Source organism: Rhizobium sp. P40RR-XXII (genome assembly GCF_012641405.1).
In the GTDB taxonomy this organism is placed as follows: domain Bacteria; phylum Pseudomonadota; class Alphaproteobacteria; order Rhizobiales; family Rhizobiaceae; genus Rhizobium.
Window position 1 is genome coordinate 18,672 of the sequence record NZ_JABAII010000020.1, and the last position, 26,042, is coordinate 44,713.

Below are 26,042 nucleotides of genomic sequence, written 5' to 3' on the forward strand. Positions count from 1 at the left end.
CGCGCGACATCATCGATATCGGCAGTTACACCGCCAGTCCGATCATGGCGAAGGCGTTAAGTGTACACCAGCGAAAAGCCTAATTCCGATTCCGATCAAGATATCCAAACTTTATATCATCAAGACGATCCGCGTGTGCCTGAGCGTCGCTAAGTATCTTTTTGGCGTAGTCTTGAGCGTCCAGTATATCTCGTAGGTGCAGCCCTCTTCTCCGGCAGGTGGAGTCGATCTCGTGCAGAATTTGGGCGGTAAGCTCCGCTTTTTCCTGACCATCGTGGAGACGCAGCAATCTGACGGTTGCGCTCGCCGCCATCATGTCGAGCACCAGGAGGCGCCCCATAATCTCTCCGATTGATGGTGCCACGGCGCTGGTCGTCTCACTCTCGGTGAGGTTTTTTGCTTTCGGCATGGCTCAACTCCTCATTCTAGCTCAACTTGGCGTGTTTGTCGGCAGGTGGGCGTTCTAATCGATCGTTTTGCGCCCGCTCAAATCAATGATCTCGAGCGCAAAAAAGATTTGTGTATGCAGGTGAGTATCCGCCACCTTGCCTGTCGGCTTCAAAGCGCCAGGCTCCCACCAATCGGTGTGTTTTGCGAGCAAAGACCAGGCTTGATCTCTTTCTTCTCGGCATTCTTCCGTGCTGAGATCTATGAAGCGCGTGTCAGCGACCACGCTCTTCCAAGAATGCTTGCTTTTCAATTGATCGATCTGAACGCAAACGTGAGGATTTCTTCTCATGATTTCTAGCTTTTTACCAGGCAGCGTAAAAACGTATAGCTTGTCACCCGAGCAGGAGTATTGAACCGGTATAACATACGGAACATTCCGATCCGCGCAGCCGAGTCTTGCAAGCCATTGCCTCTTTATGAGTGCAATACACTCATCGTAGGACATCATTTGAACATTCATTGAGATTCACCTCGAATTTTTGGGCAGTCGTTCGCAACTGCCTTATGATGTCTTAGCGGTCTGCCAGCATCGATCCGCCGAATTTCAAGCGATAATGCCCCCCAAATTGCCGCCAACGACAACTGAAGCGATGAGCTCACAGCCAATAGAAGCAATTACCGGCTATTGACAGAGGGGTTTGCCTTGGTCAACGCAAGCACCTCGTCGAATAGGCCTTGAGCATATTTCGAGGCGGCCATGGTATCAGTTTCATCGAAGTTCGCGTCCTTGGCTTTTCTTTCGATTGCACGGCGAAGCGCCGCCAGAAATGAGACCTGGCCTTTTTCGTCATGATGTTTCAAAAGCCTCTCAAGTGAGGCGGTTGCTATAACTCGTGACACAAGCAATCTGCCCTCAACCTCGCTCATAGACCCAATCGCATAACCAAATGGTCCGCCCAATCTTCCTTGCTCGCTACTAGCCATCCTATCGATCCAGTCTCAGCGCGTTAATTAAAATTTAAAATAATCCTATTGCTGCGCTATCGCATTGAGGCAGATCAACCGAGCGCCAACCCACGGCGTGTCAGGCGATGGGGCTCCATGCGAGGAAGACATGATTGATGCAAATCAATTGCCACGGCAAAGCATCCTGTAAGGTCAATGCGAATTTGTCTCCTGGAGAGCATGGCAATGAAGCCGGGAATGCGTCGCAAGATACCCTCAATCACGCTAACCGTGGAAAGTGCAATGTCTCCGCGACGCATAAATACGGTACAGGATGCGGTGGAGACACTTTTAGACCATTGGCCGATCGATGACGGCGAGGAGTATCTGACGGCAGTGCACGTGTGCCTTGACGCTATCCATGGCCGAATTGCGCCCGAAGCTGTCCGGGATGCGATGGTCAAGGCCGCGGAAGAAGCCGGCGTATCAGTGTTGCAGTAAGGAGGCGAAACGTTCAATGCACCGTTGCACTATAATGCTGCTTTGCGGGCAAGCGCCTCGTCGATACGGTTCGACCTGATGATGATCGCGCCACATTGGCATGGCGACAGTCCCGGCGCATTTTCCTGAAGCTGATCGTTTTGGCGGAGTTAGTTTTAGATGGTCTGCCGAAACGCAGTCGAACTCAGACCTGCATGGTCGTATCGGTCAAAGCATTCTTTTCTTTGAGGGTTTCATCGACTTCGGTCATCGTGGCTTCCGTCAGCAATAGCACGCTCGCAATCGAAACGGCGTTCTCCAGAGCCACGCGAACGACCTTAGTGGGATCGACGATGCCGGCTTCGAACATATCTACATAGACCTTTTTCTCTGCATCGTAGCCGAAGGTTCCGTTGCCCTCCAACACCTTCGCGACAACGACGCCGCCATCGATGGAAGAATTTTCCGCGATCTGTCGGATTGGCACTTCCAGAGCTCGTCTCAGGATTTGCACTCCCGTGCGCTCGTCGCCTTCACACCTTGTTTCCTCCGCCGCAATCGCTTCTGTACAGCGTAGAAGAGCAAGACCGCCGCCGGGAGAAATACCTTCGGCGACGGCCGCCTTGGTAGCATTGATTGCATCGTCGAGAGCTTCCTTCTTCGTCTTCATTTCAGCTTCTGTCGCCGCACCGACGCGGATGACCGCTACGCCACCCGCCAATTTGGCCAAACGCTCGCGTAGCTTCTCCTTGTCGTAATCGCTGGAAGTTTCGATGATTTCCTGACGTAGCTGATCAATGCGACCGGTGATTGCGCTCTTATTGCCCGCGCCGCCGACAATCGTCGTGGTATCCTTGGTTATGACGACACGGGAAGCGCGGCCGAGTTGATCGAGAGACACAGCATCAAGCTTGATTCCCAGATCTTCCGATAGAACCTGGCCACCGGTTACGATGGCGATATCCTGCAGCATGGCTTTTCGCCGATCGCCGAAGCCCGGAGCCTTTACCGCGCAATTCTTTAGCGTGCCGCGAATCTGATTGACAATAAGTGTTGCCAAGGCTTCACCTTCCACGTCTTCGGCGACGACGAGCAGCGGCATGCTCGCCTTGGCGATTGTTTCCAGTAGGGATACGCAGTCGTTGAGCGTGGCCAATTTGCGATCGACCAAGAGAACCGCAGCCTCCTCCAAAACGATTTCCATGCGCTCACTGTCTGTGACAAAATAGGGAGAGAGGAAACCGCGATCGAATTGTAATCCCTTGACAACTTCAAGCACGGTTTCTGTGGTTTTTGACTCTTCAACAGTGATAACACCATCATCGCCAATCGTTTCCAAAGCGTCACCTATTAGAGCTCCGATCTGGCTATCGTTGTGCGCAGAGATCGTCGCCACTTGAACTTTCTCCCGTTTGCCCGCCACAGGGCGACTGTTTCGTTTAAGAAAATCGACCGTGCATGCAAGGCCTCGATCGAGACCGCGTTTGATATCGATTGCGCTAGCGCCGGCTACGACGTTGCGCAGCCCATCTGAAAAGATTGCTTGCGCAAGAATCGTCGCGGTGCTCGTACCATCGCCGACAACGTCGCCGGTTTTCTCCGCCGCTTGTCGCAACATGCGCGCGCCGAGATTTTCCTCCGCATCCTTCAATTCGAATTCCTTGGCTATGGTTACGCCGTCATTGCATACAAGCGGGCTACCCCACCTCTTTTCGATGAGCACAGCTTTGGACCGCGGGCCGAGTGTCACGCGCACAGCATCGGCCAGTTGAGCGGTACCTTTGAGTATCTTTTCTCGGGCTGCGGAACGAAAGAGAACATTTTTATATGTCATGGCATCACCTCGTTGAGGGCGATCATATTGGCGAATTCGATTCAGGGCTTTGACGGCGATCAATTGACGATGTGGTGGATTCGGATGTTTTCTATTCAAATAACTCGATAGCCCGTTTGAGAACGATCCGCAGCATCACGTGATCCTCAGCCCTGCGCTGGTCGCTCATTTAGGTCTTTCGTCTAAATCGTCAGTCGCCTGTAAAGACTGTGCCCGTTTTCGACCTGCATGGTCGCGGATAGCCAGGAGGGCAGGCGGTTGGATGAGTTTCTCCTGAACCAACTCTTGCCTGGTTCAATCGTGACGCCGAATTGTCAATTTGATCTAAATCATCGTGTACGTCCTGCTCATAGGCCTGCTTCACCAGGCTGCCTTGCACTTCCTCAAGCTCCAGGAGTGTCTGGTTGATTGTGCCGGCTGAAACCGATGCCATGCCCGGCATAGGCGGCGGGATGACAGAGACAAGAGCATAATGCCTCATCAGCACATGGACATATCGAGACTAGCTGAAGGCGAGGAGCAAACCGAAGTCGCTGGGATATGTAGTTGGTCGCTTCTCGACGTTCTCTTGCCGACCGAGCCAAGGCATTCCCAGCTGAGCGCTGGCGGCCCCGCAAAGTTGAGCTATCGATACATCACCGACCCGGCGCTAATGCAGCTAGCGCGCTTTTGCGAAGAACGTAGTTCCCTTCGTCATCGCGACGATTGCAGCAGCATCCTCAAGGCGCCCGATGGCTGCGCGCCGACCGCCGCTCCTCGAAAAGCGGGTCGCGGCGGCAATCTTCGGCCCCATCGAACCTGGCGGGAATATCGTTTCATCCACCTGCTGGGGATCTATCCTTGTCAGCAATCGTGCATCGGGCGTCCCGAAGCCCTCGTAGACGGCATCAACGTCGGTCAAAAGGAGGAGTATGTCGGCAGCGAGCTGCTCTGCGAGAAGTGCGCTGGCCGCGTCCTTGTCGATGACGGCTTCTACTCCCTGCAGACCGCCATCGAGTCTGTCAACGACCGGAATTCCACCACCACCCGCGCAGATCACCGTTATACCTTCCTTGACGAGGAGAGAAATGATGGGGGCTTCCATAATGGTCTTCGGCGCCGGTGAGGGGACGACACGTCGCCATCTGTCTCCATCGAGTGCAATTTGCCAACCCCGTTCGGATGCGAATTTTTGGGCAGTTTCGGCGGCGTAGGTTGGGCCGACAAATTTCGTAGGTTTCCGGAACGCGGGATCGCTGGCATCCACCTTGACGAGGGTCACGAGCGTGGCGAAACGATGATCTTTCATGATGCTGGCGAGCTCCTGCTCGATCATGTAGCCGATCATGCCCTGGGTCTCGGCACCCAGAACATCGAAGGGCAGATCGGCCCCATTCGGTCCGGCCGTTTCAAGAGCTAGGAGCCCGACTTGGGGACCATTTCCATGCGTTATGACTAGCGAATGGCCCGCCGCGATCAATTCGGCAAGCGCGATTGCCGCTCGCTTGATATTGGCGCGTTGGTTCGCCGCGGTCAGCGGCTCGCCTCGTCGCAGCAGCGCGTTGCCTCCGAGAGCCGCGACAATCAACATCTCAGCCTCCGATCGTTGCGACAAGCAGCGCCTTGATGGAATGCAGGCGGTTCTCGGCCTGATCGAAGACGATGGAGGCTTCAGATTCGAACACCTCATCGGTTACCTCCATGCATTCGATGCCGTATTTTTCTGCGATCTGCCTGCCAACTTCCGTTTGGGTATCGTGGAATGCGGGAAGGCAATGCATAAACTTGCTGTAGGGATTGCATGTGGCTTCCATTACCTGTCGGGTAATGCGGAACGGCAATAGAAGATCGATGCGCTTCTTCCAGTTACTTTCGTCCTCGCCCATGGAAAGCCAGACGTCGGTGTAAACGAAGTCCACGTCCTTCACGCCCGAAACGATGTCAGAGAGGAGTTCGAACTGTCCGCCCGTCTTCGCGGCTTCGATCTTGACACGTTCGATGAATGTCTGCTCGGGCCAGCGCTCTTTCGGCGAGACCAGCCGGAAATCGATCCCCACTTTGGCTGCACCGAGGGCGAGTGAGAGAGCAACGTTGTCCTGACCGTCGCCGACAAAAGCCATCGCCACGTCAGAAAGGTGCTTATGGGTGAACTCCCGCATCGTCATGAAGTCCGCGAGGACCTGCGTTGGATGCCAGATGTCCGTTAGGCCGTTGTAGACTGGGACGCCCGAATGGCGTGCGAGCCCCTCCACGGCTGATTGCTCAAACCCCCTAAATTCAATTGCGTCGTACATGCGGCCAAGGACCCGCGCGGTGTCTTTGACGGATTCCTTGTGACCGATATGGCTGCCTGAAGGCCCAAGATAGGTGACATGGGCACCTTGATCATAGGCCGCCACTTCGAAGCCGCTCCGGGTACGGGTGGAATCTTTCTCGAAAATCAATGCTATAGTCTTGCGCGTGAGGCGAGGATTTTCGTAGCCCCCAATCTTGGCGGCTTTCAGCTCTGCCGCCATGCGCAGCAGGAACCGGATTTCATCGGGGGAAAGGTCATCAAGTGATAAGACGCTTCTGCCATGCAAATTGATCGGCATATCCGTTCCTTCCTAGGCGGTTTCGCGAACCAGGGGGCATGTCATGCAATGCCCGCCGCCGCGCCCGCGGCTTAGCTCCGCGCCTTCAATGGTAATCACTTCGACACCTTGGCGACGTAGCAGCGTATTGGTGTAGACATTACGGTCGTAGGCGATGACGATGCCAGGTTCGACCGCGACGACATTATTGCCGTCGTCCCATTGTTCGCGTTCGGCCTCGTAGCGGTCTCCCCCGGTCTGGACGACGCGCAGTTTCTTCAGTCCCATAGCTTCAGCCACGACATCAATGAACGGGGCGTTTTCTTCGCGGATGTCGATCAACTGATCGCGTTCGCCCGGACGCAGGGAATAGCAACGTAGCAGATCGACGACCGGCGGATACATTGTTACGAGATCGCGGTCACAGAATGTAAAAACTGTATCAAGATGCATGTAACTGCGATCGCGCGGCATGAGAGCGGCGATGACCCGTATCGCCAGCCCAGCGGCAAACAGTTGCTTGGCTAAGGCACTCACTGCTTGCGGGGCTGTTCTTTCACCCATGCCGATAAGAACAACTCCATTGCCGATGGGCAGGACATCGCCGCCTTCCAGGCTTGGAGCTTCTCCTCCATTTGCGGAAAATATCGGAAAGTTATAATCCTGAAATCGGGAATGGAAGCGGTAGATAGCTTCCACGTTTGCCGCCTCTGGGCGGCGCGCCTGCCAATACATGGAATTGACTGAGACTCCGCCATAAATCCAACACGAGCTGTCGCGAGTGAAGAGCTGATTGGGCAATGGTTGCAAGACGAAATCTTCTTGCAGCAATGTTCTCCCACTTAACCCTAATGGCTCAAATGGAAGCTCCGCACGAGAGATGCCTCCGACCAGATAGGTTGAAAGCTGCTTCGATGGCATCTCCCTTAGCCATGCCTGTACCTCCGCTATCATATCCTCGCCGACACCCGGCGGCTTGATCCTTCGGGCCAAAAGCCATTGTCTTGCTTCGGTCGACTCCAGCGTCTCGGCGAGAAGATCACCCAGCGAATGGACCACGACATTTCGCTCGCGCAATGCATCCACAAATGCGTCATGCTCCTGCCGGGCTCGTTTGACCCAAAGGACGTCGTCGAAAAGGAGGGATTTGCAATTGGCCGGCGTAAGCCGACGCAGGCTGAGATCAGGTCTGTGAACCATCACCTCACGCAATCGGCCAACTTCGGAATGCACGCCTAAGTTCATCATTGCTATATCTCCTTAGAAGGGGCTGACCGCACCGATCCACATCTCGTAAGCGGCAACCACTCCGACAGCGACGAGTGCGACGGCGAGAATGGCTTCGGCCGGTTTGAAGACCTGCTGGTGCGTCTGGCGGCGTGCGATCACGTAGAAAATAATGCCGGGTGCATAGAGAACAGCGCACATAAAAAGGTAGGCAGGGCCGGCGGCATAGACGAGCCACAGACCATAGATGGTGGCAGCAAGTCCCATGATCATCGGACCGGCGCGGCTTTCTCCCCGTTGATAGGATTCGCCGGTGAGCGCCAGCTTTGCTGCATAGGCGCCGGAAAAGATGTAAGGCACGAGGATGGCAGCCGAAGCGATAGAGAACAAGGCTTGATAGGTGCTCTGCTCAAATAGGGTGAGGAATAGAAACGCCTGGACCAGGAGGTTTGTAATCAATAACGAGGTCCAGGGAACACCCTTGCGGCTTTCTTTTGCAAAGAACGCTGGCATGGTGCCATCCTTGGCTGTTGCGAGCGGGATTTCGGCGGCCAGAAGTGTCCAACTCAGAAAGGCACCCGCGACCGAAATCACCAACGCGATATTGATTAGGATAGCACCCCAAGGTCCGACGATTGCTTCGAGTACCCCCGCCATGGAAGGGTTCTTAAGCGCGGCGAGTTCCGGTTGGCTCAGGATGCCGAGTGAAAGGAGCGATACAAGCGCGTATAGAGCAAGGCAGGTTAGAAAACCTGTAATCGTCGCGCCCGCAATGTCTCGACGGCGTTCTGCTCGGCTTGAGAAGACACTTGCACCTTCAATCCCGATGAATACCCACAGCGTGATGAGCATCGTACTCTTCACCTGCGTGGTAATGGAGCCGAGGTCTGCGTTGCCAAGGCCGGAAAAGTCAATAGAGAAGATATTGACTTTGAACGCGACGATCGCCACGCCGATGAACAGGATAATAGGCGCAATTTTCGTTACAGTGACGATCAAATTGACGATCGCAGCTTCACGGATGCCCGTCATGATCAGAGCATGCACTAGCCATAGAAGCAGGGATGCGCCAATGATGGCAGGCCATGTATTCCCTTCACCAAATGAGGGAAAAAAATAGGAAAGAGCACTGAAGACAACGACGGCATAAGATACATTGCCAATCCAGGCGCTCAACCAATAACCCCAGGCGCTGTTAAATCCGATGAACGGACCGAACCCCGCTTTGGCGTAGGCATAAGGACCGGCGTTCAGTTCGGGCTTGCGGGTTGCGAGTGATTGATAGACGAAGACAAGGGCCAGCATTCCGACCGCGGTGATCCCCCAGCCAATGATAATTGCGAGCGGCCCCGCGCCGGACGCGATATTCTGGGGAAGACTAAAGACACCCGACCCGATCATGGAGCCAACAACAAGGGCAGTCAGTGACGCGAGTCGAAGCTTGCTCTTATGTCTATCTCTATTGGTGATCGTCGCAGTATCGGCAACTGGCTCCGCCGATTTCAGTTGGATTGACGACATAGCTGCCTCTCCCTTGTGTGAGCCGGGCAACCTCATCATCAGGGAACAGCGGCGACATTGATGCGTGTCAATGAAGCGTGTAAGAATAATTGAAACCGATTGGATACTCTTATCTATCAAGCCGTTCGTCGTTGCGTTCAACGGTCGCAAAATGCTTTGAAGCGCCCATTGAAGATATGACTTTATCTCCTGAACGGTCGCAGCCCGATGTGGCCCCTGAGCGAGGCGAGTTCCAAATATTCTTCCCTCGTTACCATTGCGCATCGCCTGAACGACTGGCGATGCGGGTATTTGTGGTCATCTAAAACGTCTGGTATCGGTCGGTTCGTCAGGGAAGTTGACGCGACGAACTGATATTGACATTCCGAATATGACATTAGAGTGGATTGCGGGCTAAAGACTGGCAAACTTCGTAGTTCGCCTTCAATTTTGCCCGCTGATCATCCTTCATATCGCAAGAGAAGTCTTTCAACGCCCAAAATAGGGCTATCGTCTTGAGATGCGGGGGATCAGTGACCCCATACCGGTACAGGGCAATCAGCCGCACGGCAAAGCCCTCGGCACTATAATCATTGGGATCGAACCATGGCTGCCCGACGACGAAATCAAATATTCCTTTCAGCGCCTGGATTTCTACAGGCAACAATGCGCTGTTTGCGAGGCGGTGTAAGCGCTCCATAATCAGTCTTTCATACAAAAGAGGGAAATCAACAACTGTACGGGGATCGCAATCTAGGTGAGTGAATTCCGCCCCTCATTGCGGGATCTCCGCCAGCAGCAGTCCTATCGCGGGTCGAATATATCAGCCCGGCTACTCGCCGCCAGTCTCTGGGCGTCGCGAGGCGAAGGCCAGTCCGCTCACCACGATTAGAAGCATCCCCGCGAACACAAAGCTGAGGTCAAAGAATATATTGTCGTTGAACCGAAACAGCCATGGTGTCACCAGGAGACCAAAACCCAGCATGTACTTCAGCCAATCGTTCCAAATTTTCGGAGCGACGATTCCGAGTAGCGAAATGCTGACGAGCGTCAGCCCTGCAACTGCTCCAGCTATGTCTGTCGTCATTGACGCCGGAGCAAGCGAAAAAGTGCTCGGAATGACCCACGGCGATATAAGTATATGGATTCCGAGAAACAGCCCCAGCCAATTTTGCCATTGCGGTTCACGCATATTCACCTCCCGCCAGAAACAAAATAATTCTATGGCAAGGGAATTGAAGCAACTTGATGCAAATCAAGAAAAGTATCGCGACATATTTTTTTTGAAATAATACTTCAAGGTTGTCACTGAGATGAGCTTGCATGACGGGATAATATTGGAATTTGATCTTTAATATACAGATGGTTTCATCCAAATGTTGGGCTTGGAAAACTCCATGGCGACGAGCGTGAGTTTGAATCGTTGCCGGTGGGCATGGTCCGTTCTCTGGCCGAGGGGCGTAGTTATGGTACTCCATCGCCTCAACGTGTCGGAAGAGATCATGGTGAGTGCAAGTGTTCTCGCCCACCATTCGATCATGACCAAAGCGAGGTTCTTATGGTTCATCCGGAGGTCTATTTTGGCAAATCGCGACTTGGCCGCTTGGTCGTTCCAAAACGTGAGCACTCAAGCAACGAGCCAACCGCTGTAGCCGCTAGGCGAGAGTTTTCATAGGTGGGCTGGCTAGCGCGGTCCGAACTTCGCTCTCTCAAACGTCAACGCAGCGGCAAGCTCGTTGCAGCCCTCGCGATGACAGGCGATTTTCAGATCGCAACCCTGCTCAGCCAGTCATTTGAAATCATATGGCCGCCGGAGACCAATCATGTTCAATCTTTTGGCGAGATTGAGCGTGCAGAATGGTTCACCCTCGAACAGGCTTTTGCAAAGATCATCCCGGTCCAACGGCCATTCCCCTATCGGCTCGATCCTTCCTTGCGGATAATGGTCAATTTCCGACCGTTCAGTTCACTTGCGTCTGATCGACACGCCAGAGGCCGGAGGGAAGATCACCAGACCTTGATTTTGATCTTGCGCAATGTGCTGTCGAGCTTCGTGCCGCAATATATCGCCTTAACTTGGAGCGATGCGATGCGAAGTATTCCCTGGCGGAATGCCGTTATATGCATGGTCGGAGTGTGGCTATGTTTCTCGCCCTGGATATTGGGCTATCTGTTCAGCAGCTCAATGCAAGCTGCCATGGAGATCTGGAATCTCGTAGTCAGTGGTGCGCTTGTCGCGATGTTGAGCTTAGTTGCGATGATCACATTTCAGCGATGGGAAGCATGGTTCGAAATACTTATTTCGGTATGGCTCGTTATGTCGCCTTGGTTACTCGGATTTCAAGCTCAACCCTTGGTAACGCTGAACCTCCTGTTGAGCGGAGGCATTATCTTCGTCACATCAATATGGGCTTTGAGCAAGGTGGGTCATGGAAAAGAATGGTAGTTCGTGACTGATTTCCGTAGAAGTCGGGGCGACCCTCCGGAACAGTTCGGGAGGCGGCAGCTTGCGAAACAGAACGACGGGCCGCCAGTAAGGGATGAGCTGAAGCAAGGAGAGTCGAAAAACACTGACTCCTGCCCGCAATCGCGATGCGCGAAGACGTATTTTTGAGACCACGAACAGTGATGTGATCAAGGGATTAAGCCAATGCCTTACACCTCCAAGCCGCGCGTTTCCGTTTCCGTCGTCAGGCATCTACCAATACGCGCCTACGAAACCTATCGCGCGGCATTCAACGATGCATGGCGCGAATATGCCGATCGTGACATGCGGCGTGAATAGATTGCACATCGGGTCGTATGGCCTCCGGTCAAGCGGGCTTATTGCGTTAGAAGAGCGACGATTGGGTTGCGCGAACTTGAGTCAAATCAACGCCCCGGCGCCTCGCTCACGGTTCGTTATCGTTCGAATGGAGATCTGAATGAGTTACTTTCCGCTACGCACCTTTCCGGATGCTGCCCAGCAAGCCAACTTATGGGTCCACGAACTGGCCGATCGTCTTAATTGCGAACAGCGGGAGGCCTACGAGGTTCTACGAACGGTTTTGCAGGTGCTGCGCGATTCAATGACGGTGCATGATTTAAGTGAATTTGCCAATTATTTGCCGGTGCTTCTTCGGGGAATTTTTTTCGAGAATTGGCATCCAGCAGCAGCGACCTCCGCTCGCAATAGTACCGAACACTTTCCTGCAGCCGTCGCCGCACGGCTGGATTGTAGTGAGCCTGAAGGCCGGGACGCTATTGCAGAGGTATTCAAGTTGCTCGAGCTTCGGGCAAACCCGTTTATCGCCGAAAAGCTTCGCGCGTTGCCGCGGACAGCACTTTCATCGCCTATGTCCGCAGGTAGCACGCCGCCAGGCTAGCGATAGGCATTTCTTCACGGTGGTGATTGCGAAATGACGGGGAAAGGGATTTTCTCGTCGAAACAGCTTTTGCAGTTGGCATTGTCGCGGTGCTGCATATACCTCTTCAATCCGTAGCATGCTGAAGCGCCTTTCTAACACGCCTCAAGATAATCGCCCTGCGTTTTTCATCGGCTGCCTGCCGGAGTTCTTCGTCAAGATCGAGGACGAGCGACTGGTAGTCGTTATGCCAATCAAAGTGCCCGACTTCTTCAGCGCGCAACCTAGGGGGTGAAGTGGTCGCAACGCTCGCGACGGCCCCATCCTTTGTGAGGTGATATGCACTGTCAAGTTCTGGCTCGAGCACAATGGGGACGCCTCGATGTCCGGATATCCGGCTACTCAGCTGGCCGATCGCCGCCGGCTCGCCATGGACAAGAAACAATCCCTTGCGGATCGGTAGTCTTGCGAGGATCCAATTCTCCAATTCAGTCGCATCCGCATGGCCGCTGTAAGCATCCAACGACTGGATCGTTGCCCTCACGGCAATCTGTTCACCTTGAATCTTCACTGCATGCGCTCCATCCTGCAGGATACGCCCCAAGGTGCCGGCGGCCTGGAAGCCGACCAGCAATATTGTTGCCTCGTCGTGCCAAAGCCAATTCTTGAGGCGATGTCGTATGCGGCCTGCCTCGCACATTCCGCTTGCTGCAATGATGATATGAAATCCGTGAATGAGATCGATTGCTTTCGATTGCTCAGCGGTCTCGGTGAAGCGAACGTTCTTCGCATTTAGTGCTCGAAGAAGAAGATCGCTATTCGACAATGAGCGAGCGTGTCGTTTGAAGACGGAGGTTGCTCGCGATGCGAGCGGGGAATCTATAATGATGGGGATGCGCTGCAGCTCGTTGGCATCCATCAATGTATTTAGGTCGGCCAGCAGTTCCTGTGTGCGTTCGACAGCAAAGGAAGGAATAAGCAGCGCACCATTCGGATGGTAAGCCTGGCTCACGATCTGGCGAAGCTGCCTGCGTCGCGCTTCTGGCGACGCGTCGTCCCTTTCCCGGTCGCCGTAAGTGCTTTCGCAAATGAGGTAATCGAAGTCCTCTGGAGCTTCGGGAACAGCCTCGAACAACTTGTGTTGCGGCCCGATGTCACCGGAAAACAGCATGCGGATCGTCCCGTCGCTGGAAACGAGCTCAAGTTCGACGGACGCCGAACCAAGTAGATGGCCCGCATCCCAAAAGCGAAATCTAAGAGCGCCTTCTGTCTCCTGCCATTCCTTGTATCCAATCGAACGAAACTGTGTCATTGCAGCTTGCGCATCGGCGACCGTATAGATCGGCTCAATCATTTGCCGGAACCGGGACTTGTTTCGCCGATTCAACTGCTCGACTTCCATTTCCTGTATATGCCCTGAATCCTGCAGCATGATTGTACAGAGATCGGATGTCGCAGCCGTGCAATAGATCGGTCCCTGGAAACCCGCTTTTACCAGCTTTGGCAGCAAGCCTGAATGATCGATATGGGCGTGGGTCAGGATGACTGAATGTATCGATGAAGCTTCGAAAGGGAAGGGGCGATAATTCAGCTCCTTTTCTGTTTTCGAGCCTTGAAACATCCCGCAGTCGATCAACGTTCGCGTGCCTGCGTGTTCGAGCAGGAAACAAGATCCCGTCACGGAGCCAGCAGCGCCATGAAAGCGCAAAAGGGGATCAGCCATGACTTTCCTCATTCCATTTGGTGACTTGGGCCAACAGTTCAAATCCTTGCGCGCAACGTTTCCGGCGCAGGAAAGCAGGTCGGTGGCCCTATCGAAGTTCTCTCCATTTTGTCACGTCGTTGGAGGTGATCAGGATGCGACCATCCGGTTTGATCTCGCCGCGATCATATTTCGTGCTGGCAATATCGCTGAGCACGCCGATATATTCCTGCAAACGGCTTTCGTCGCAACGCGGCGGAAATGCCAGGTCGAGAAGCGCTTGTTTCGTAACAAGAGCGAGCTTGTTCATGGTCCCTGTATTCATGACCAGCAAGGCTTCGTTGCCGGATGACTTCATCATTCCCGTTACCAGCTTAAGCGGCATTGATTCCTCCAAACTCTGCTTCATGATGTCGGAGAAATCAGTATGCGCCATATACCCAGCCCAGTGCTTTGAGCGATGTCAAAGCGCTGTCTCGCTGTAGTGATTGCGTTGTTCGACTTGTTGCTCGTTGATCGGCAAGTCCTGCGCAGGAACCCTCAGGTGGGACGACCATCACGACTAGGAACAGGGACGCCTGCCGGACACAAATGCGAAATTGGCACGGACAGCCTTCTAAGTCGCATTGTAGAAAGTTCCTCCAAGCAGGGAAATTGTTCCAAAGACAAGGCCGGCTGCGATAATGAGGCAAATTGCCGCCGCGAGCAGCGATCCGCCGCGCGCCTCATTGCGTTCGACATAATACGCACGCTTCTTGCGCCCAGTAACCATCGCACCGATGAGATTGTCGCGCTTGATGAACTGATAGAAGAGGTTTGCCGCGATGTGCACGACGGCAAGTCCGACAATAGCGACATAAAACCATGTCGCGTGGATAGAGGCCGCCCAACTTGAAATGGCGTCACCCGCTGCGTCGGCAAAGGGTCCCGTTGCTGTCACTCCATCACTGGAAAAAAGCCCGAGTAGTCCTTGAACGGCACAAGCTAAAAGCAATCCGACAACCATCAGCCCCCCCACTGGATTATGACCGAGATAGCGCTCAGCCCTGTTCCTGCTCAATGCTCTGAAATAGTTCCATATGATGGATGGCGAGCGCACAAAGCTTGAGAAGCGGGCGGTCGTGCTTCCAACGAAGCCCCAGAGAATTCGGAAAACCACAAGTACGAGAATACCGTAGCCCGCCGTCTTGTGGACGACCATCTTGGGATCATCGAAGCCACTTGATATCCAGGCTATTATGATAAGCGCGACAAGCGACCATTTGAAAAGACGTGTGGGAAGATCCCACGCCCGGACATACTCATTCTTTGCCGAGGAAGCGTCGACGCCGCTATCTGAATGCTCATCACAATAGTCGTCAATCACGTATCGTTGTTCGTTCATACCATGCTCCCGCTCCGACGAGGTCCAGAGTCATTATTTGTACGTTGAATGGCAGGATTTACATTCGCTTGCCACTTCGGTGAACGTCTTGCGAAATGAGGGCTTACTTTGCGGCGCCTGGCTTGCGGCTGCTGCCATCGCTGCCAATTTCTGGAAACGAGCGCTCAAGTCTCTTTCCTTGGCGCCACCTTGGCCTCCAAACATGTCGCTCGCTGCTTGAGCTTGCGAAGCATAACGTTGCAAAACTTGCTTGGCGGCGGTGCTGTCGAAATTGGCGAGTACGGCTTTGGCCGATGTTGTGTTGTCTCGCATATCGCCCATTATGCTTTTCAGGGAGGCTGCGAATGCCGGTCCGACCACAACGGATAGCACAAGCGCGGCGGCGATATGGCGGCGCGAATGGATGGAAGATCGGCGAAATATTCTCATGAAGCTTGTCAGTCCTTTATCTTCGCGCCGAGGCGCCGGCGGGTTGCAGTGAGAAACTTGTTCTTCGCAGCGATGGGCGGATGGTGCACCCAACATGGGCGTCTAATGCGCGATCGCTGTGCCTTCTAATGCGATCAGCTTCCGTTCTTCATCATTCGCTTCGATAGCTCTCCAGCTGCGGTCCATCGCGTAGGCGGATGAAATTATGGGAACACCGACATGCCCATAGTAGAACGATAATTGGCCTCGCGCTCTTTGCTCGTCCAACCCGGCAATCTTTTTCATATAAAGAGCAGCAACCAGACCACTGCGATCGGCGCCCGACTGACAATGGATAAGGATCGGTTTGGGTGCCGTGGTCATGAGCTCGACAATCTGCTGCGCGGTCCGAGGAGATATCAACTTCGAAGAAGACATGCCGAAGTCGATGTGAACTATTCCTAATCCCCTCGTCACGGCGACTTCATTGTCGTACCATGCTGTTCCGGGATGATTGCCTCTTAAATTGATGATCGTCTTGATACCGTATGTCCGTACATAGAAGGTAAGCTGGTCAGAGGTTGGTTGTGCTGAGCGATAAAGCTGACCATCGATGACCGTATGAAAATTGCCGCGCAGTTGAAGATAGCCAGTATAAACTGCGCAACTCAAGCCTGGAACGCCGATTACTAACAAGATAATGATCATCATCCGCCGAAGGCCACTTCCCGTCATTGCTTCCTAAGGTTCCATTTTTCATATGCCAACATTTGATGGATCCCCCTGACGGGTACCTGAACAAGGGCGTCAATATTGTTAGAATTTGCGCTTCCGTGCTGGGAAAAGTGCCGGTGAAGGCAAGAAAATGCATATCTATGATCGTTCAAGCTTCCGCGAACATATGGGGCAATTTAATGGTTGAACAATGGAATTTCCGTGGCTGAGCTATTTCTCATGGTAAGGTAGACTTTCGCTTGGAGGCAGCATCCAGGTTATATTGATGCAGCTACCTGCTCTAACGAGAGTATAGATGATCAACTACAAGCCGAAGACGAATATCCATAGTTGGTGGGCTTGAGCGGTTCGTAAGACAGATGGAACGGCACCAGGATCAAATAATGGCATTAAATGTCTGAAAACGGTCAACTGCGGTCGGACACGCAGGCCATTCTGCGGCAAAGCCGCAGCCAGTCTGCCGCCAGCTAGAAAACCATGGTCGCTAGCGCTCCGCCAGACGGCAAGTTCGCCAACACGAGTTGTCCACTATGTGCCACCATCGTTTCCAAGACAATGGAGAGACCGAGACCCAAGCCGTCCGCGCGGTCCGTCTTTCCGAACAATCCGCCGCCCTCGCTCAAGCGCCTGTTGGTGAAACCGGGACCTTGATCGGCAACGCTGATACGCGCGTTGAATACAGCGATCGTAATCACGCCGTTCTCCGGACTATGATGCAGTGCGTTTTCAACCAAGTTGCGCAGCGCTCGAAATATGAAATCCTTGGCGCCACTGATGCGAACGGGGCCGTTCTCGATCTTTAGCTCGATATTGCGACCGGCTTCAATGATTATGGGTGCCAGATAGCGGGCGACTTCGGTGGCCACGCCTCCGAGATCGACCAAGTCGGCCGCCTCATAGTGGAGCGTGCCTACGCGCACGCGATCGATGAGTTGCGTTATGACACGTTCGATGTCCTCGAAATCTCTTTCGACCGCGCGTGCGATTTGGTCTTGGGATAGGGACAGCCGTGTCTTGGCGATGGCAAGAGGTGTGCGCAGTTCATGAGCCAGTTGCCCGGAGAAGCGCTCCAACGAAAGGAAGCCGCTTTGCAGGCGGTCAAGGGCGGCGTTAACCGATCTGATCAAGGCCAGAACGTCATCGGGCATCCCACTCTCGGTTAAGCGTGTCGCAATGCTCGACGGGCCAATTCGAGCTGCTTCTTGGGCTGCCGTGCGCAGAGGCTTCAGTGCAAGACCAAGGACAGCAATGTTCGTCGCGAGCAGCGCAAGGACAAACGGGATCCAGATCCAGGCGATATCCCTGACGAACTCCTCGAGGACGCTGTCGAAGATCACATGCGCTTTGGGAAAGGCAACTTGTATGGCCTGCGCGGGGCTTGGCGCGGCGATTGGGATGGAAATACCGAAAAGTGCCTCGTGTCCCTCATGAGATGGAAGCTCGAAATACTGAGTTCTCTCGCTGGCATAAGGAATTAGCGGTTCCTGCGGACCGGAAGATTCGATAATCCGTCCATCACGTCCCAAGATCGCATACTGACCACGAAGTTCGCGAATGCGCGCCTTGACGGCGCTTGCATGGGGACTTGAAAGTGGCGGATCCGTAGATAAAACCTGCCGCAGATCTGCGGCAAACGTCGAAAGCGTTTCTTCCCGGAAGGTGTCATTGGAGGCTTGGAAGCGGATATATAAAAACACGATGCTTGCGCAAATCGCAACGAGGGCGACGATAGACATCGCCAGCACCAATCGCTGCAGGAGCGTCAATCGTCGCCCCTTCACGACCGCTTTTCCATAAGCATATAGCCAATGCCGCGCATATTGTGAATATACAGGGCCGATCCGGCCCCCTGAAGCTTCTTGCGCAACCGGTGCAGCAAAACCTCGATGGCATTGGAGCTAAGCTCGTCGCCGAAGCCATAGATTGCCTCTTCGACCTCCGCCTTCGACAATACGTGGTTGGGACGCCGTAAGAAGAGATGCAGAGCGGCGAACTCACGACGACTGAGGGCAAGGGGCGTTTCGCCGACGGAGGCTGAATACTGGCTGGGATCGAAAATGACGTCACCCTGCTGTAGGATCGTGCCGTGACGAGGTTGACCACGACGCATGATTGCGCGCAAACGGGAGATGAGCACACCCATGACGAAGGGCTTGCAAAGATAGTCGTCGGCACCGCTATCGAGAGCATCGATAATCGAACTCGACGCATCGCGCGCGGTCAGGATGAGAAGTGGAGTCGATGGCGCCGCTTTTCGCAATGGTTCGATTAGTGTGAGGCCGTCACGGTCCGGCAAGCCGAGGTCTAGTATGATGGAATCATAGTCGACCGTCGCCGCAGCCTCTTCGGCATCATGTGCGTTGGAGACGTGATCGACCGTAAAGCCGTGTGAACGCATGGCATCATGCGTTACCGCAGCCAATTTTACGTTGTCTTCTACTAATAACACACGCATGAAATAACCAGTCTAGTTTGATGGAACGAAAGCGGGCACTAGCATTTGGATCTTCCACACTCGTCGCATCGCTATCTTTTGGATGATGCCGCCTACCCATTGGGGGGTGCGTTGCTTGCGGGCACTTGCGACCTGGAACCCGCGACGGGCAACGACTGCGCTAGCCAGCAGAAGAATGCCAACCTCAGCAAAGGACGTGCGTGCATAAGGCGTCATCAATGGAATCATAAGTTCGTACGTAGTGTTTCAAACGATCAAGCGCCTTCATATGGGGTTCTCCGTATGAGTACGGCTTTAATCCACAATCACGTCCGTTGAACACGGGACGGATCGTTCGAACCGCGGCCCAACTTAGTGTGCGTTACTGTCACCAGCCTGAAAATGATGGCGTCATACTTCTGGAGCAGATGTCCCTAGCAGGAGCCTTCAATAGGCGCGAATTGGGTACCAGAAGACGAGGGATCGGGACAAATTCCATCTTTTCGCCGAGATTTTGTAAGCGTGCGGTAAGCCGAACTCAACATGTTCGCTCGGATGAGACGGTGATGTCGCCGCCTCGGAGTGGATGCGACATGGTAAGCACAAGGCAAGGCGAAGCGTCGCTGACGGTCTTTTTGATCAATCTTGATCGCGCGGTCGACCGGCTGGTTGCCATGCAACAGAAACTTGGGTGCATCGGCCTGCACGCTCAACGAGTATCGGCGGTCGATGGTGCTGCCCTCGACTTTCCGATCAGGGACTTCAACGAGGTTGCGTTCCGTTTCAAGCATGGCCGCCGGCGCAATCCCGCCGAAGTCGGTTGCTATCTGAGCCATATAGAATGTGCTCGGCGCCTTCTTGCCTCGAATAGCGAGTTCGCTCTGGTGCTTGAGGATGATCTCGAGTTTCCGGACGACTTTGCGGAACTTCTGGATGCGACGCTCCAACAGAACGAGAAATGGGACATCTTGCGCCTTTCGACGGTCAGCGACGGACGAAAGTTTCGCTTTTCCAGGCTGACCAAAACTCGAAGTCTGGCGGTCGCATTGACACGCGAAAAAGGCTCAGGCGCCTATATCATCAATCGACGCGCGGCACATTGGTTTGTCGAAAAGCTCGTGCCTATGCAATTGCCCTTCGACTTGGCATTCGACCTTGAATTCTTTGGCGGATTGAAGTCAGCTTTTGTCGTACCCGTCCCCGTGGATCAGCAATTGGACCTGCCCTCGCAAATCCAGGGAAGGCGCCGGCGCTATCATAGATCGCGAGGACATTACTTGACGGTGATGCCCTATCGAATCTTCATTGAGACCATACGATTGCCGGCGCGGCTTATGTGCCTCGTCGGCCATCTGACATGTGCGCGAATGACAGAAGAAACATTCAGCGGGCAGACAAGCCAGACCGAAAAGATATCCGCTCCAGACAGCTCGGCAAGGCGGATCGGCTAGATGCGATGAGGTTAGGTGTTTACGTCATCAATCTGGATAGGTCGGTGGAGCGATGGAATATCATATGTTCCAGGGCAGCAAAACATGGCATCGACATCGTCAGGGTGAGTGCTACCGACGGGCGCAATCTATCGCAGAAGGAATTTCGCGATGTCGATTGGAAGGGTTTCGCCAGGCACGGCGGACGCGCAATTCTTGCGGGAGAATATGGTTGCTATCGCAGCCATCTCAGATGCCTTGCCAGCTTTCTCGAAAGCGATTTCGATGCAGCGTTGGTCATGGAGGATGACATCGATGTCTCCGGCGACCTGCTTGACAGGACGACGGCCATTCTTGCTGTCGTTCCAAGCGCGGATGTCGTGAAATTGTTTAATCACAGAAGTCACGGATTTCTCGGCGTCGCGATAAGTGATTTCGGCGATGAAGTCGGTCGTTGCCTGCATGGGCCGCAAGGCTCGGCAGCTTGTTATGTTATCACTAGGCGCGGCGCGCAGATCGCACTTCCATTCCTGAGAATTATGAGCTTCCCCTTCGATGTGGCGCTGGAGCGAGGATGGCACCACGGCCTAAATGTCATGAGTGTCCGCGAAAACGTCGTAAACTTAATGAGCTCTAGCCATACCAGTTTGATTGGAAAGCGGGCAGATTATAATCATGTGAAATTCGTCGGCGCGAAACGCCTGCCCACGCACCTCTTGCGCCTTGCCGAATATTATCGGCGGATTCGCTACGTATTGGAAATTTAGGTAACCAGCCGCAGCTCGGTCTATTTTCTTCGCTATTGTCAACGTTTGGTCGCGCCAACCACCAGTCCACGGATGCCAAATGGCAGCGGAACCGGCTCGACCGTCATGTCGTCCCGCATAAAGCCGGCGCTCGCAAGCATTTCAACAATATCATCAGGTCCGAAGATGCGGTGGTTCTCTTCTTCGCAAAAGGGCCATCGCTTCATAGTTTCCTTGTCAGTCGCATACATGGCGATGCGACCGCCTGATCTTAATACGCGGTAGCATTCCGCGATATCGCGGCCAGCCCGATCGAAGAAGTAGATAACGTTGACGAGAAGGATACGATCGAAGAAACCCTCTGGAAACTCCAGGGGAGAAAATCGCCCGGCCTGCAAATCGAGCCTTCCGGCCGCTATTTGCCGCCGATTTTTCCGTCGCGCCATGGTGAGCATGGCTTCGGAATGTTCGATCGCGACCACCTTGCCATTCGCGGCAAGACGGCAAAGGCGCGCAAGGCTGCGTCCTGCACCGAAGCCCAGTTCGAGTACGCGGTCGGAGGCTTGCACCTCCAAAGCCTTAACAGCTAGCCTATATGGCTGCCGATTGACGATGGTCATGAACCGACCGACCCATGGGCCGAAAAAACCTTCCGGACACCGTAATTGGCGTCCGGTGGCGGACCAGATTCCGCGTCTATGTGCTGGCATGCTCATGCTTTGGCTTTAATCTTGCCGATGAGCTGTTCGATGACCAGCCGACGGTTATGATCCCAAAGGGGGCGATCCTGGCTCGGTGGAATCTTCAAGGCCTGCTGCAGAACGGCTTCCGCTTTCGGATATTCATGTTGTTCGTAGAGAAAATCTCCGTAGAAATACTGCGTGTCGAGGCCTTGGGGAGCGCTGCGGACCGCCTCTTCCAGCAGTGCACGCGCCTTCTTCGTATCGCCAAAGCCCAGCGGAAAACCTGGCACCCGATAGTAAAGGACCGCAAGACTGGTCGGCGCACCCGCATCGAGCGCTCGTGGGTCGATGTCATAGGCTTTCTGCAGAATGTCCCTGGCGCGCTTGGCGAGTGTCAGGGCTGAAAACGCACTGGCCATCGAGGCGCGTTCGCTGGTGATGATGCCGTCCCAGATCAACGCTTCAGCATGATTGGGGTATTTGGTTGCGAGCTGATCGGCGTCCTGGCCGAGCTGGTTCATCAGCATGGTCTGTTTGTCGCCAGCACGCATCGTGAATTTGAGCGTTTCCCATTGACCGCGGACCTTGGCGATGTCGGAATTCATTTCCGAAATCTCGTCGGCCCGTAGGGCTGGCGCGAGAGTGGTGAGGAAAAGCGCTCCGATTGCCAACAGCGTCCTAATTTTGGACATGGACTGCCTCCTTTCGAGTCTGTTTTTCGTGTGAGATGGATGATTGTCTGGGCGGTCTCGCAACGGCCCGATCGATTACCCGAGGGGCGATCGACTGTATCAGCAAGAAGAGTCTCTCCGACGCAGACGGGTATACAACGTCCTTGTCGAGATCCACCGCGTCCCAAATCTGAGTGGCAACTCGCTCAGGCGCATCCAGCTTCGAGCCAGCGGCTGCATCCAGCGCCACTGCGGCGCCGTCCGTGTCGGTGGCTCGTGGAGCAGCATAGGTTACGGCAATGCCGATGCCTCGCAATTCCCGGCGCAAGGCAACGGAAAAACCCTTCATGGCGGCTTTCGAGGTGGAATAGGTGGCAAATCGAGGAAACGGTATTTCTCCGAACATCGATCCGATGTTAACGATCCTCGGCAGCGTGCCCTCCTTCAAAAGAGGGATAAGCTGTCGCGTGAGCAAGATCGGCGCGATGACGTTCGTCACGACAAGCGCCTCGATCTGGGCCGGATCGGTTAATTCGAGCGGGCCGGATAAGATCAGACCCGCATTGTTAACGAGAATGTCGACCCCGTTCCACCGTCGTAACAACAGTTCCTCGATGCCTATACGATCCGTGTTGATGGTAACATCCGCCGTAAGTTGCAGATGCTGGCTTCCAGGCAAAAGGCGCATGGTTTCATCCAGCTTGTCCTTGCGCCGGCCGCAGATACAGACATGCGCGCCGCGTCGTGAGGCGTCTATCGCGAGCGCTCGACCAATGCCCGAACCTGCCCCCGTTATGAGGATGCGTTTGCCTTTAAGCGGCATGTCGTAAGTCCGCCCGTTCACCGAGTTCATGGAAGATCGCGCCGTAAAGGCGGTAGAACATTTTCGATTGGGCGACGACCAGATCTTGGATGGCCCGATCCTCGAAGCCATTGATCATCGACCTGAAGAATGCGACATGCTCCTGATCGAGAGCTCCATGCGAGCGCAGGTAGGAAAAACCGATGTCGTCGGATATGCCGAATTTTGCCCTCAGACTATTAGCAAGCTGATCGGCCAGCAAAACCGACATGCCTTCCAGCACATGAACGCTGCCAAGCATGGCATAGGGGCTGATATGCTCTATAGCGTAATATGCATAGGCAACCATGATCCTGCAGGCAGGACCGGCTTCGCCGGCTGCGACGGCAGCGGCATCGCCGCCGAGTGCTTGAATGTCGTCGAGGATCCATTTTTCATGGCCTCGTTCCTCTTCCATATATTCGACGAGTGCGTCCTGATAGCGCTCGTCGTGTGTTCTGGAAGCAGCCAAAGCAAGAAGCGGGAAAGTGTGTTTTACGTGGTGGTAGGCCTGCGTGAGAAACGCGATGTAGGTCTGTCTCGGGGCACCGTGTCGCACGCTGTGCGAAACAAGTGGAATATGCAGGAATCCTTCGCGCTCTGCGGTCGTTTCTGCAATCAGCCGATCATAGAATGTCATGCGATGTCCTTTCATTCGGTTTATTGTGCCGCTGTCTGGTGAGTGGAGGTGGCGACATAGTCATTGAAACGGCAGCGAATCGGGCGGCCATTTGTCGTCATCAGCTTGGCCTTGAGCGCATCTGATATCGAAAGGGTCTGATATGCCTGGGGCACGGCATAGGCTGGAAGATCGCTGCATAGGGTCGCGATCAGGCAATGGACGTCTTTTTGCGAGGCTGTAGTGAACCAGCTCTCCCCGAACGCCGTTGGAACAAGAACGGCATGCAAGGCGGATTGGCCGGATCCACTGATGATCGCAAGTGCAATCCGAGGATCGGCCATAAGCGCGGTCTCAACCCATTCCGGGCTGATGTTTCTGCCAAAGCTGGTGACAATAAGATTGTCCTTGCGACCATGGACGGTCAGAAAGCCATCCTCGTCGATTGTCCCAAGATCGCCGGTACGCCAAGATCTGCCGGTCAGCGGTGACCCAAGATAACCTTGCATGACCGTCGGGCCATCGACGACGATCTCGCCGTTGTCAATGGCGATTGTAACGCCGGAAAGCGGCTTGCCAGAGGTGCCGGGCTTGCTATCGTCTGTGCGGTTTAGCGTCACCACAGAGCAGCATTCGGACAATCCATAGCCTTCGAAGACAGGTACGCCCATATTTTCGGCAAGATCCAAAACCGCCCGAGAGACCGGAGCTCCGCCAACGGCGACAAAACGCAAGCCGGACGGTGGAGGAATCCGCATAGCCCTCATTTCGAAAAGCCAGGCTTTCAGGAGCTGTGGAACAAGCACTGTCGCCGTCGGATCGCCGTCGATGATGGCCTTGCTCAGCTCGCTAACGCGTCCGGCGGCCACCCCTTCGGCAATTCTTGCGTCGAAATAAACCCGGGCGCCACTGAAAAGGGGCAGAAAGACTGCACATATGGTCTCCAAAAGCATGGGAAGAGGCAGAAGCGAAAGATAACGATCTTCGGCTGTTGCCGCACTCGCAGCCCCCAGGCTTTGCACAACGGCCTCGATCTGGATCGACGTGTGTCGAACGCCCTTAGGTTGGCCGCCGCTGCCCGATGTATAGATGATCGTCTCGAAGCTCTCGACTGGCGCGCTCCAGGTGCAATCGGCTGTGTCCAGGTTTACAACCGAATGGGGCGCCCCCAGTCGCGTGGCTCGTTGGACGATTTCCTCGGTTACGAGAATCCGATTGATGGATGCGTCGCCAATGATCTTTGAGAGTTGGGCGTCACTGAAAAAGGTCGGTAGCGGAACGAGTGTCTTTCCTTCCGCAGCCGCCGCCAGAAGAGCAACGACATATTCACATCCATTCGGTGCGAGCAGGCCGAGTATCTTCTCGTTTGTGGCGAGCTTCTTCCGGTAGTTGGCCACTGCATTTCTAAGATCTGTCCAGGTCAGTGTCTGATGTGTGTCGGCCACGACGATTTGCGAGGGACGTTCCGTGAGATGTCGTTCGATGCTGTCAAAGAGGAAGCGCATGGATGCTTTCTTTCGATGGGAAGGAAATTGCCGAATGAGCAGGGTTTCGAAAGGCAAAGACGTAAGGTGCGCAACTGTAATAGCTACCCCAATCGGCACTGCGAGCCACTCGGTGGGGTTCGGCCCTCGCCAGCGGAACCAGATCGATGCCGAGAGGGGCAAGCATGCGTGCCACGCGGGTGGTCAATGTAAAGAAGGCCCAGCCGTAACCCGATCGTTGGCCGTATGATATGATGGCGCGAACGAATTTGATCGTCTGGCGCACGTCCCGGCTTGCGAGAGAGGTTACCTCAAGCAGTTCATCGCGCTTGACCTGAAGGCCAAAAGCGGATGAGAGCACCAATTCGATGGGATCGTTGAGGTACTGTTCCGAAAAGAAGCCGTCCCTTGAAAAGCGCAGGCCGGCAGCACAGATCGCCTGCTTATCATCATTGAACGTGGCAATGAGCGTTTCGGGAAAGACTGAAACCTGGGCGCTGTAGCGCATTTTGAACATGTCGGTGATGAGTGCTTCGGCAGAGGGCCGTCTTTCATCTTGCCGCGTCAGTATTGACGTTCCGAACATTGCGTTTTCGCTCCGCCCTGTTGATCACACGACGAAGTTTACGTGCT

At 54.4% G+C, this 26,042-nt stretch carries 29 protein-coding genes; 6 read left to right on the forward strand and 23 right to left on the reverse strand.

Going from position 1 to position 26,042, the window contains the following annotated elements; translation table 11 throughout:
- Positions 1-79 precede the first annotated feature (79 nt).
- The 3 genes from HGP16_RS27875 to HGP16_RS27885 all read right to left on the reverse strand — a co-directional run bounded on the left by HGP16_RS27875 (position 80) and on the right by HGP16_RS27885 (position 1,374).
- The gene (locus HGP16_RS27875) at positions 80-409 is read right to left on the reverse strand and encodes a hypothetical protein (RefSeq protein WP_168843211.1); all 330 of its coding nucleotides are present in this window, start codon (positions 407-409) and stop codon (positions 80-82) included.
- A gap of 54 nt (positions 410-463) precedes the next feature.
- A complete protein-coding gene (locus HGP16_RS27880; RefSeq protein WP_168843212.1) occupies positions 464-910 on the reverse strand; it encodes a pyridoxamine 5'-phosphate oxidase family protein in 447 nt (148 codons plus the stop codon).
- Positions 911-1,065: 155 nt separating this feature from the next.
- Positions 1,066-1,374, reverse strand: a complete 309-nt coding sequence (locus HGP16_RS27885) for a hypothetical protein (protein WP_168843213.1) — start codon at positions 1,372-1,374, stop codon at positions 1,066-1,068.
- A gap of 201 nt (positions 1,375-1,575) precedes the next feature.
- Here HGP16_RS27885 and HGP16_RS27890 point away from each other — a divergent pair, with 201 nt between their 5' ends.
- On the forward strand, positions 1,576-1,836 hold the full coding sequence (locus HGP16_RS27890) for a DUF982 domain-containing protein (RefSeq protein WP_246705610.1): 261 nt from the start codon (positions 1,576-1,578) through the stop codon (positions 1,834-1,836).
- A gap of 184 nt (positions 1,837-2,020) precedes the next feature.
- Here HGP16_RS27890 and groL read toward each other — a convergent pair whose 3' ends face one another.
- The 7 genes from groL to HGP16_RS27925 form a co-directional block, all read right to left on the reverse strand.
- Positions 2,021-3,649, reverse strand: a complete 1,629-nt coding sequence (gene groL / locus HGP16_RS27895) for a chaperonin GroEL (RefSeq protein WP_168843214.1) — start codon at positions 3,647-3,649, stop codon at positions 2,021-2,023.
- Positions 3,650-4,307: 658 nt separating this feature from the next.
- Positions 4,308-5,219: a carbamate kinase gene (locus HGP16_RS27900; RefSeq protein ID WP_168843215.1), complete on the reverse strand. Its 912-nt coding sequence runs from the start codon at positions 5,217-5,219 to the stop codon at positions 4,308-4,310.
- 1 nt (position 5,220) lies between these two features.
- Positions 5,221-6,222 (reverse strand): ornithine carbamoyltransferase, encoded by a 1,002-nt coding sequence (gene argF, locus HGP16_RS27905; protein WP_168843216.1) that lies wholly within the window; start codon positions 6,220-6,222, stop codon positions 5,221-5,223.
- A 12-nt stretch (positions 6,223-6,234) separates the two neighbouring features.
- The gene (locus HGP16_RS27910) at positions 6,235-7,449 is read right to left on the reverse strand and encodes an arginine deiminase (protein WP_205927575.1); all 1,215 of its coding nucleotides are present in this window, start codon (positions 7,447-7,449) and stop codon (positions 6,235-6,237) included.
- 12 nt (positions 7,450-7,461) lie between these two features.
- On the reverse strand, positions 7,462-8,949 hold the full coding sequence (arcD, locus tag HGP16_RS27915; RefSeq protein WP_168843217.1) for an arginine-ornithine antiporter: 1,488 nt from the start codon (positions 8,947-8,949) through the stop codon (positions 7,462-7,464).
- A gap of 376 nt (positions 8,950-9,325) precedes the next feature.
- Positions 9,326-9,628: a hypothetical protein gene (locus HGP16_RS27920; RefSeq protein WP_168843218.1), complete on the reverse strand. Its 303-nt coding sequence runs from the start codon at positions 9,626-9,628 to the stop codon at positions 9,326-9,328.
- Positions 9,629-9,760: 132 nt separating this feature from the next.
- Positions 9,761-10,120, reverse strand: coding sequence for a hypothetical protein (locus tag HGP16_RS27925; protein ID WP_168843219.1), 360 nt, complete (start codon positions 10,118-10,120; stop codon positions 9,761-9,763).
- Between the two features lie 558 nt (positions 10,121-10,678).
- Between HGP16_RS27925 and HGP16_RS27930 the strand changes: the two genes are divergently transcribed.
- The 3 genes from HGP16_RS27930 (at position 10,679) to HGP16_RS27940 (ending at position 12,293) form a co-directional block, all read left to right on the forward strand.
- Positions 10,679-11,374 (forward strand): SPW repeat protein, encoded by a 696-nt coding sequence (locus HGP16_RS27930; RefSeq protein ID WP_168843220.1) that lies wholly within the window; start codon positions 10,679-10,681, stop codon positions 11,372-11,374.
- Between the two features lie 204 nt (positions 11,375-11,578).
- Positions 11,579-11,713: a ChaB family protein gene (locus HGP16_RS27935; RefSeq protein WP_168843221.1), complete on the forward strand. Its 135-nt coding sequence runs from the start codon at positions 11,579-11,581 to the stop codon at positions 11,711-11,713.
- Between the two features lie 139 nt (positions 11,714-11,852).
- Positions 11,853-12,293, forward strand: coding sequence for a DUF2267 domain-containing protein (locus tag HGP16_RS27940; protein ID WP_168843222.1), 441 nt, complete (start codon positions 11,853-11,855; stop codon positions 12,291-12,293).
- 106 nt (positions 12,294-12,399) lie between these two features.
- On the opposite strand, the gene HGP16_RS27945 is transcribed toward HGP16_RS27940, so the two are convergent.
- From HGP16_RS27945 to HGP16_RS27975, 7 genes are all read right to left on the reverse strand, one after another.
- Complete coding sequence (locus HGP16_RS27945) at positions 12,400-13,995, reverse strand: MBL fold metallo-hydrolase (RefSeq protein ID WP_168843223.1); 1,596 nt, start codon at positions 13,993-13,995, stop codon at positions 12,400-12,402.
- Positions 13,996-14,083: 88 nt separating this feature from the next.
- Positions 14,084-14,359, reverse strand: coding sequence for a hypothetical protein (locus tag HGP16_RS27950; RefSeq protein WP_168843224.1), 276 nt, complete (start codon positions 14,357-14,359; stop codon positions 14,084-14,086).
- 231 nt (positions 14,360-14,590) lie between these two features.
- Entirely contained in the window at positions 14,591-15,358 is a 768-nt protein-coding gene (locus tag HGP16_RS27955) for a cytochrome b/b6 domain-containing protein (protein WP_168843225.1), read from the reverse strand.
- 33 nt (positions 15,359-15,391) lie between these two features.
- Positions 15,392-15,787 carry a cytochrome c gene (locus HGP16_RS27960; protein ID WP_168843226.1) on the reverse strand — a complete coding sequence of 132 codons (396 nt, stop codon included), beginning with the start codon at positions 15,785-15,787 and terminating at the stop codon, positions 15,392-15,394.
- 102 nt (positions 15,788-15,889) lie between these two features.
- Complete coding sequence (locus tag HGP16_RS27965) at positions 15,890-16,477, reverse strand: dual specificity protein phosphatase family protein (RefSeq protein ID WP_246705611.1); 588 nt, start codon at positions 16,475-16,477, stop codon at positions 15,890-15,892.
- A 491-nt stretch (positions 16,478-16,968) separates the two neighbouring features.
- The gene (locus tag HGP16_RS27970) at positions 16,969-18,267 is read right to left on the reverse strand and encodes an ATP-binding protein (RefSeq protein ID WP_168843227.1); all 1,299 of its coding nucleotides are present in this window, start codon (positions 18,265-18,267) and stop codon (positions 16,969-16,971) included.
- An 11-nt stretch (positions 18,268-18,278) separates the two neighbouring features.
- Positions 18,279-18,956, reverse strand: coding sequence for a response regulator transcription factor (locus tag HGP16_RS27975; RefSeq protein WP_168843228.1), 678 nt, complete (start codon positions 18,954-18,956; stop codon positions 18,279-18,281).
- A 314-nt stretch (positions 18,957-19,270) separates the two neighbouring features.
- Here HGP16_RS27975 and HGP16_RS27980 point away from each other — a divergent pair, with 314 nt between their 5' ends.
- Together HGP16_RS27980 and HGP16_RS27985 are read left to right on the forward strand one after the other, a co-directional pair.
- Entirely contained in the window at positions 19,271-20,386 is a 1,116-nt protein-coding gene (locus tag HGP16_RS27980; protein WP_312867339.1) for a glycosyltransferase family 25 protein, read from the forward strand.
- Between the two features lie 5 nt (positions 20,387-20,391).
- Positions 20,392-21,132, forward strand: a complete 741-nt coding sequence (locus tag HGP16_RS27985) for a glycosyltransferase family 25 protein (protein ID WP_168843229.1) — start codon at positions 20,392-20,394, stop codon at positions 21,130-21,132.
- Between the two features lie 38 nt (positions 21,133-21,170).
- Here the strand turns inward: HGP16_RS27985 and HGP16_RS27990 are convergent, their stop codons facing one another.
- The 6 genes from HGP16_RS27990 to HGP16_RS34775 form a co-directional block, all read right to left on the reverse strand.
- The gene (locus HGP16_RS27990; RefSeq protein ID WP_168843230.1) at positions 21,171-21,731 is read right to left on the reverse strand and encodes a class I SAM-dependent methyltransferase; all 561 of its coding nucleotides are present in this window, start codon (positions 21,729-21,731) and stop codon (positions 21,171-21,173) included.
- Between the two features lie 92 nt (positions 21,732-21,823).
- Positions 21,824-22,486, reverse strand: a complete 663-nt coding sequence (locus HGP16_RS27995) for a tetratricopeptide repeat protein (protein WP_168843231.1) — start codon at positions 22,484-22,486, stop codon at positions 21,824-21,826.
- The gene (locus HGP16_RS28000) at positions 22,473-23,318 is read right to left on the reverse strand and encodes an SDR family NAD(P)-dependent oxidoreductase (RefSeq protein WP_246705612.1); all 846 of its coding nucleotides are present in this window, start codon (positions 23,316-23,318) and stop codon (positions 22,473-22,475) included. The genes HGP16_RS27995 and HGP16_RS28000 overlap by 14 nt, the downstream gene beginning before the upstream one ends.
- On the reverse strand, positions 23,278-23,946 hold the full coding sequence (locus HGP16_RS28005) for a TenA family transcriptional regulator (protein WP_168843232.1): 669 nt from the start codon (positions 23,944-23,946) through the stop codon (positions 23,278-23,280). The genes HGP16_RS28000 and HGP16_RS28005 overlap by 41 nt, the downstream gene beginning before the upstream one ends.
- A gap of 20 nt (positions 23,947-23,966) precedes the next feature.
- Positions 23,967-25,430 carry an AMP-binding protein gene (locus HGP16_RS28010; RefSeq protein ID WP_168843233.1) on the reverse strand — a complete coding sequence of 488 codons (1,464 nt, stop codon included), beginning with the start codon at positions 25,428-25,430 and terminating at the stop codon, positions 23,967-23,969.
- Positions 25,414-25,995 (reverse strand): thermostable hemolysin, encoded by a 582-nt coding sequence (locus HGP16_RS34775; RefSeq protein ID WP_168843234.1) that lies wholly within the window; start codon positions 25,993-25,995, stop codon positions 25,414-25,416. Before HGP16_RS34775 ends, HGP16_RS28010 begins: the two co-directional genes overlap by 17 nt.
- Positions 25,996-26,042: the final 47 nt, after the last annotated feature.

Coding starts and splice junctions, on each gene's coding strand:
- HGP16_RS27875 (WP_168843211.1), bottom strand. CDS start 409: ATGCCGAAAGCAAAAAACCTCACCGAGAGTGAGACGACCAGCGCCGTG.
- HGP16_RS27880 (WP_168843212.1), bottom strand. CDS start 910: ATGAATGTTCAAATGATGTCCTACGATGAGTGTATTGCACTCATAAAG.
- HGP16_RS27885 (WP_168843213.1), bottom strand. CDS start 1,374: ATGGCTAGTAGCGAGCAAGGAAGATTGGGCGGACCATTTGGTTATGCG.
- HGP16_RS27890 (WP_246705610.1), top strand. CDS start 1,576: ATGGCAATGAAGCCGGGAATGCGTCGCAAGATACCCTCAATCACGCTA.
- groL (WP_168843214.1), bottom strand. CDS start 3,649: ATGACATATAAAAATGTTCTCTTTCGTTCCGCAGCCCGAGAAAAGATA.
- HGP16_RS27900 (WP_168843215.1), bottom strand. CDS start 5,219: ATGTTGATTGTCGCGGCTCTCGGAGGCAACGCGCTGCTGCGACGAGGC.
- argF (WP_168843216.1), bottom strand. CDS start 6,222: ATGCCGATCAATTTGCATGGCAGAAGCGTCTTATCACTTGATGACCTT.
- HGP16_RS27910 (WP_205927575.1), bottom strand. CDS start 7,449: ATGATGAACTTAGGCGTGCATTCCGAAGTTGGCCGATTGCGTGAGGTG.
- arcD (WP_168843217.1), bottom strand. CDS start 8,949: ATGTCGTCAATCCAACTGAAATCGGCGGAGCCAGTTGCCGATACTGCG.
- HGP16_RS27920 (WP_168843218.1), bottom strand. CDS start 9,628: ATGGAGCGCTTACACCGCCTCGCAAACAGCGCATTGTTGCCTGTAGAA.
- HGP16_RS27925 (WP_168843219.1), bottom strand. CDS start 10,120: ATGCGTGAACCGCAATGGCAAAATTGGCTGGGGCTGTTTCTCGGAATC.
- HGP16_RS27930 (WP_168843220.1), top strand. CDS start 10,679: ATGACAGGCGATTTTCAGATCGCAACCCTGCTCAGCCAGTCATTTGAA.
- HGP16_RS27935 (WP_168843221.1), top strand. CDS start 11,579: ATGCCTTACACCTCCAAGCCGCGCGTTTCCGTTTCCGTCGTCAGGCAT.
- HGP16_RS27940 (WP_168843222.1), top strand. CDS start 11,853: ATGAGTTACTTTCCGCTACGCACCTTTCCGGATGCTGCCCAGCAAGCC.
- HGP16_RS27945 (WP_168843223.1), bottom strand. CDS start 13,995: ATGGCTGATCCCCTTTTGCGCTTTCATGGCGCTGCTGGCTCCGTGACG.
- HGP16_RS27950 (WP_168843224.1), bottom strand. CDS start 14,359: ATGCCGCTTAAGCTGGTAACGGGAATGATGAAGTCATCCGGCAACGAA.
- HGP16_RS27955 (WP_168843225.1), bottom strand. CDS start 15,358: ATGAACGAACAACGATACGTGATTGACGACTATTGTGATGAGCATTCA.
- HGP16_RS27960 (WP_168843226.1), bottom strand. CDS start 15,787: ATGAGAATATTTCGCCGATCTTCCATCCATTCGCGCCGCCATATCGCC.
- HGP16_RS27965 (WP_246705611.1), bottom strand. CDS start 16,477: ATGATGATCATTATCTTGTTAGTAATCGGCGTTCCAGGCTTGAGTTGC.
- HGP16_RS27975 (WP_168843228.1), bottom strand. CDS start 18,956: ATGCGTGTGTTATTAGTAGAAGACAACGTAAAATTGGCTGCGGTAACG.
- HGP16_RS27985 (WP_168843229.1), top strand. CDS start 20,392: ATGAGGTTAGGTGTTTACGTCATCAATCTGGATAGGTCGGTGGAGCGA.
- HGP16_RS27990 (WP_168843230.1), bottom strand. CDS start 21,731: ATGACCATCGTCAATCGGCAGCCATATAGGCTAGCTGTTAAGGCTTTG.
- HGP16_RS27995 (WP_168843231.1), bottom strand. CDS start 22,486: ATGTCCAAAATTAGGACGCTGTTGGCAATCGGAGCGCTTTTCCTCACC.
- HGP16_RS28000 (WP_246705612.1), bottom strand. CDS start 23,318: ATGAACTCGGTGAACGGGCGGACTTACGACATGCCGCTTAAAGGCAAA.
- HGP16_RS28005 (WP_168843232.1), bottom strand. CDS start 23,946: ATGACATTCTATGATCGGCTGATTGCAGAAACGACCGCAGAGCGCGAA.
- HGP16_RS28010 (WP_168843233.1), bottom strand. CDS start 25,430: ATGCGCTTCCTCTTTGACAGCATCGAACGACATCTCACGGAACGTCCC.
- HGP16_RS34775 (WP_168843234.1), bottom strand. CDS start 25,995: ATGTTCGGAACGTCAATACTGACGCGGCAAGATGAAAGACGGCCCTCT.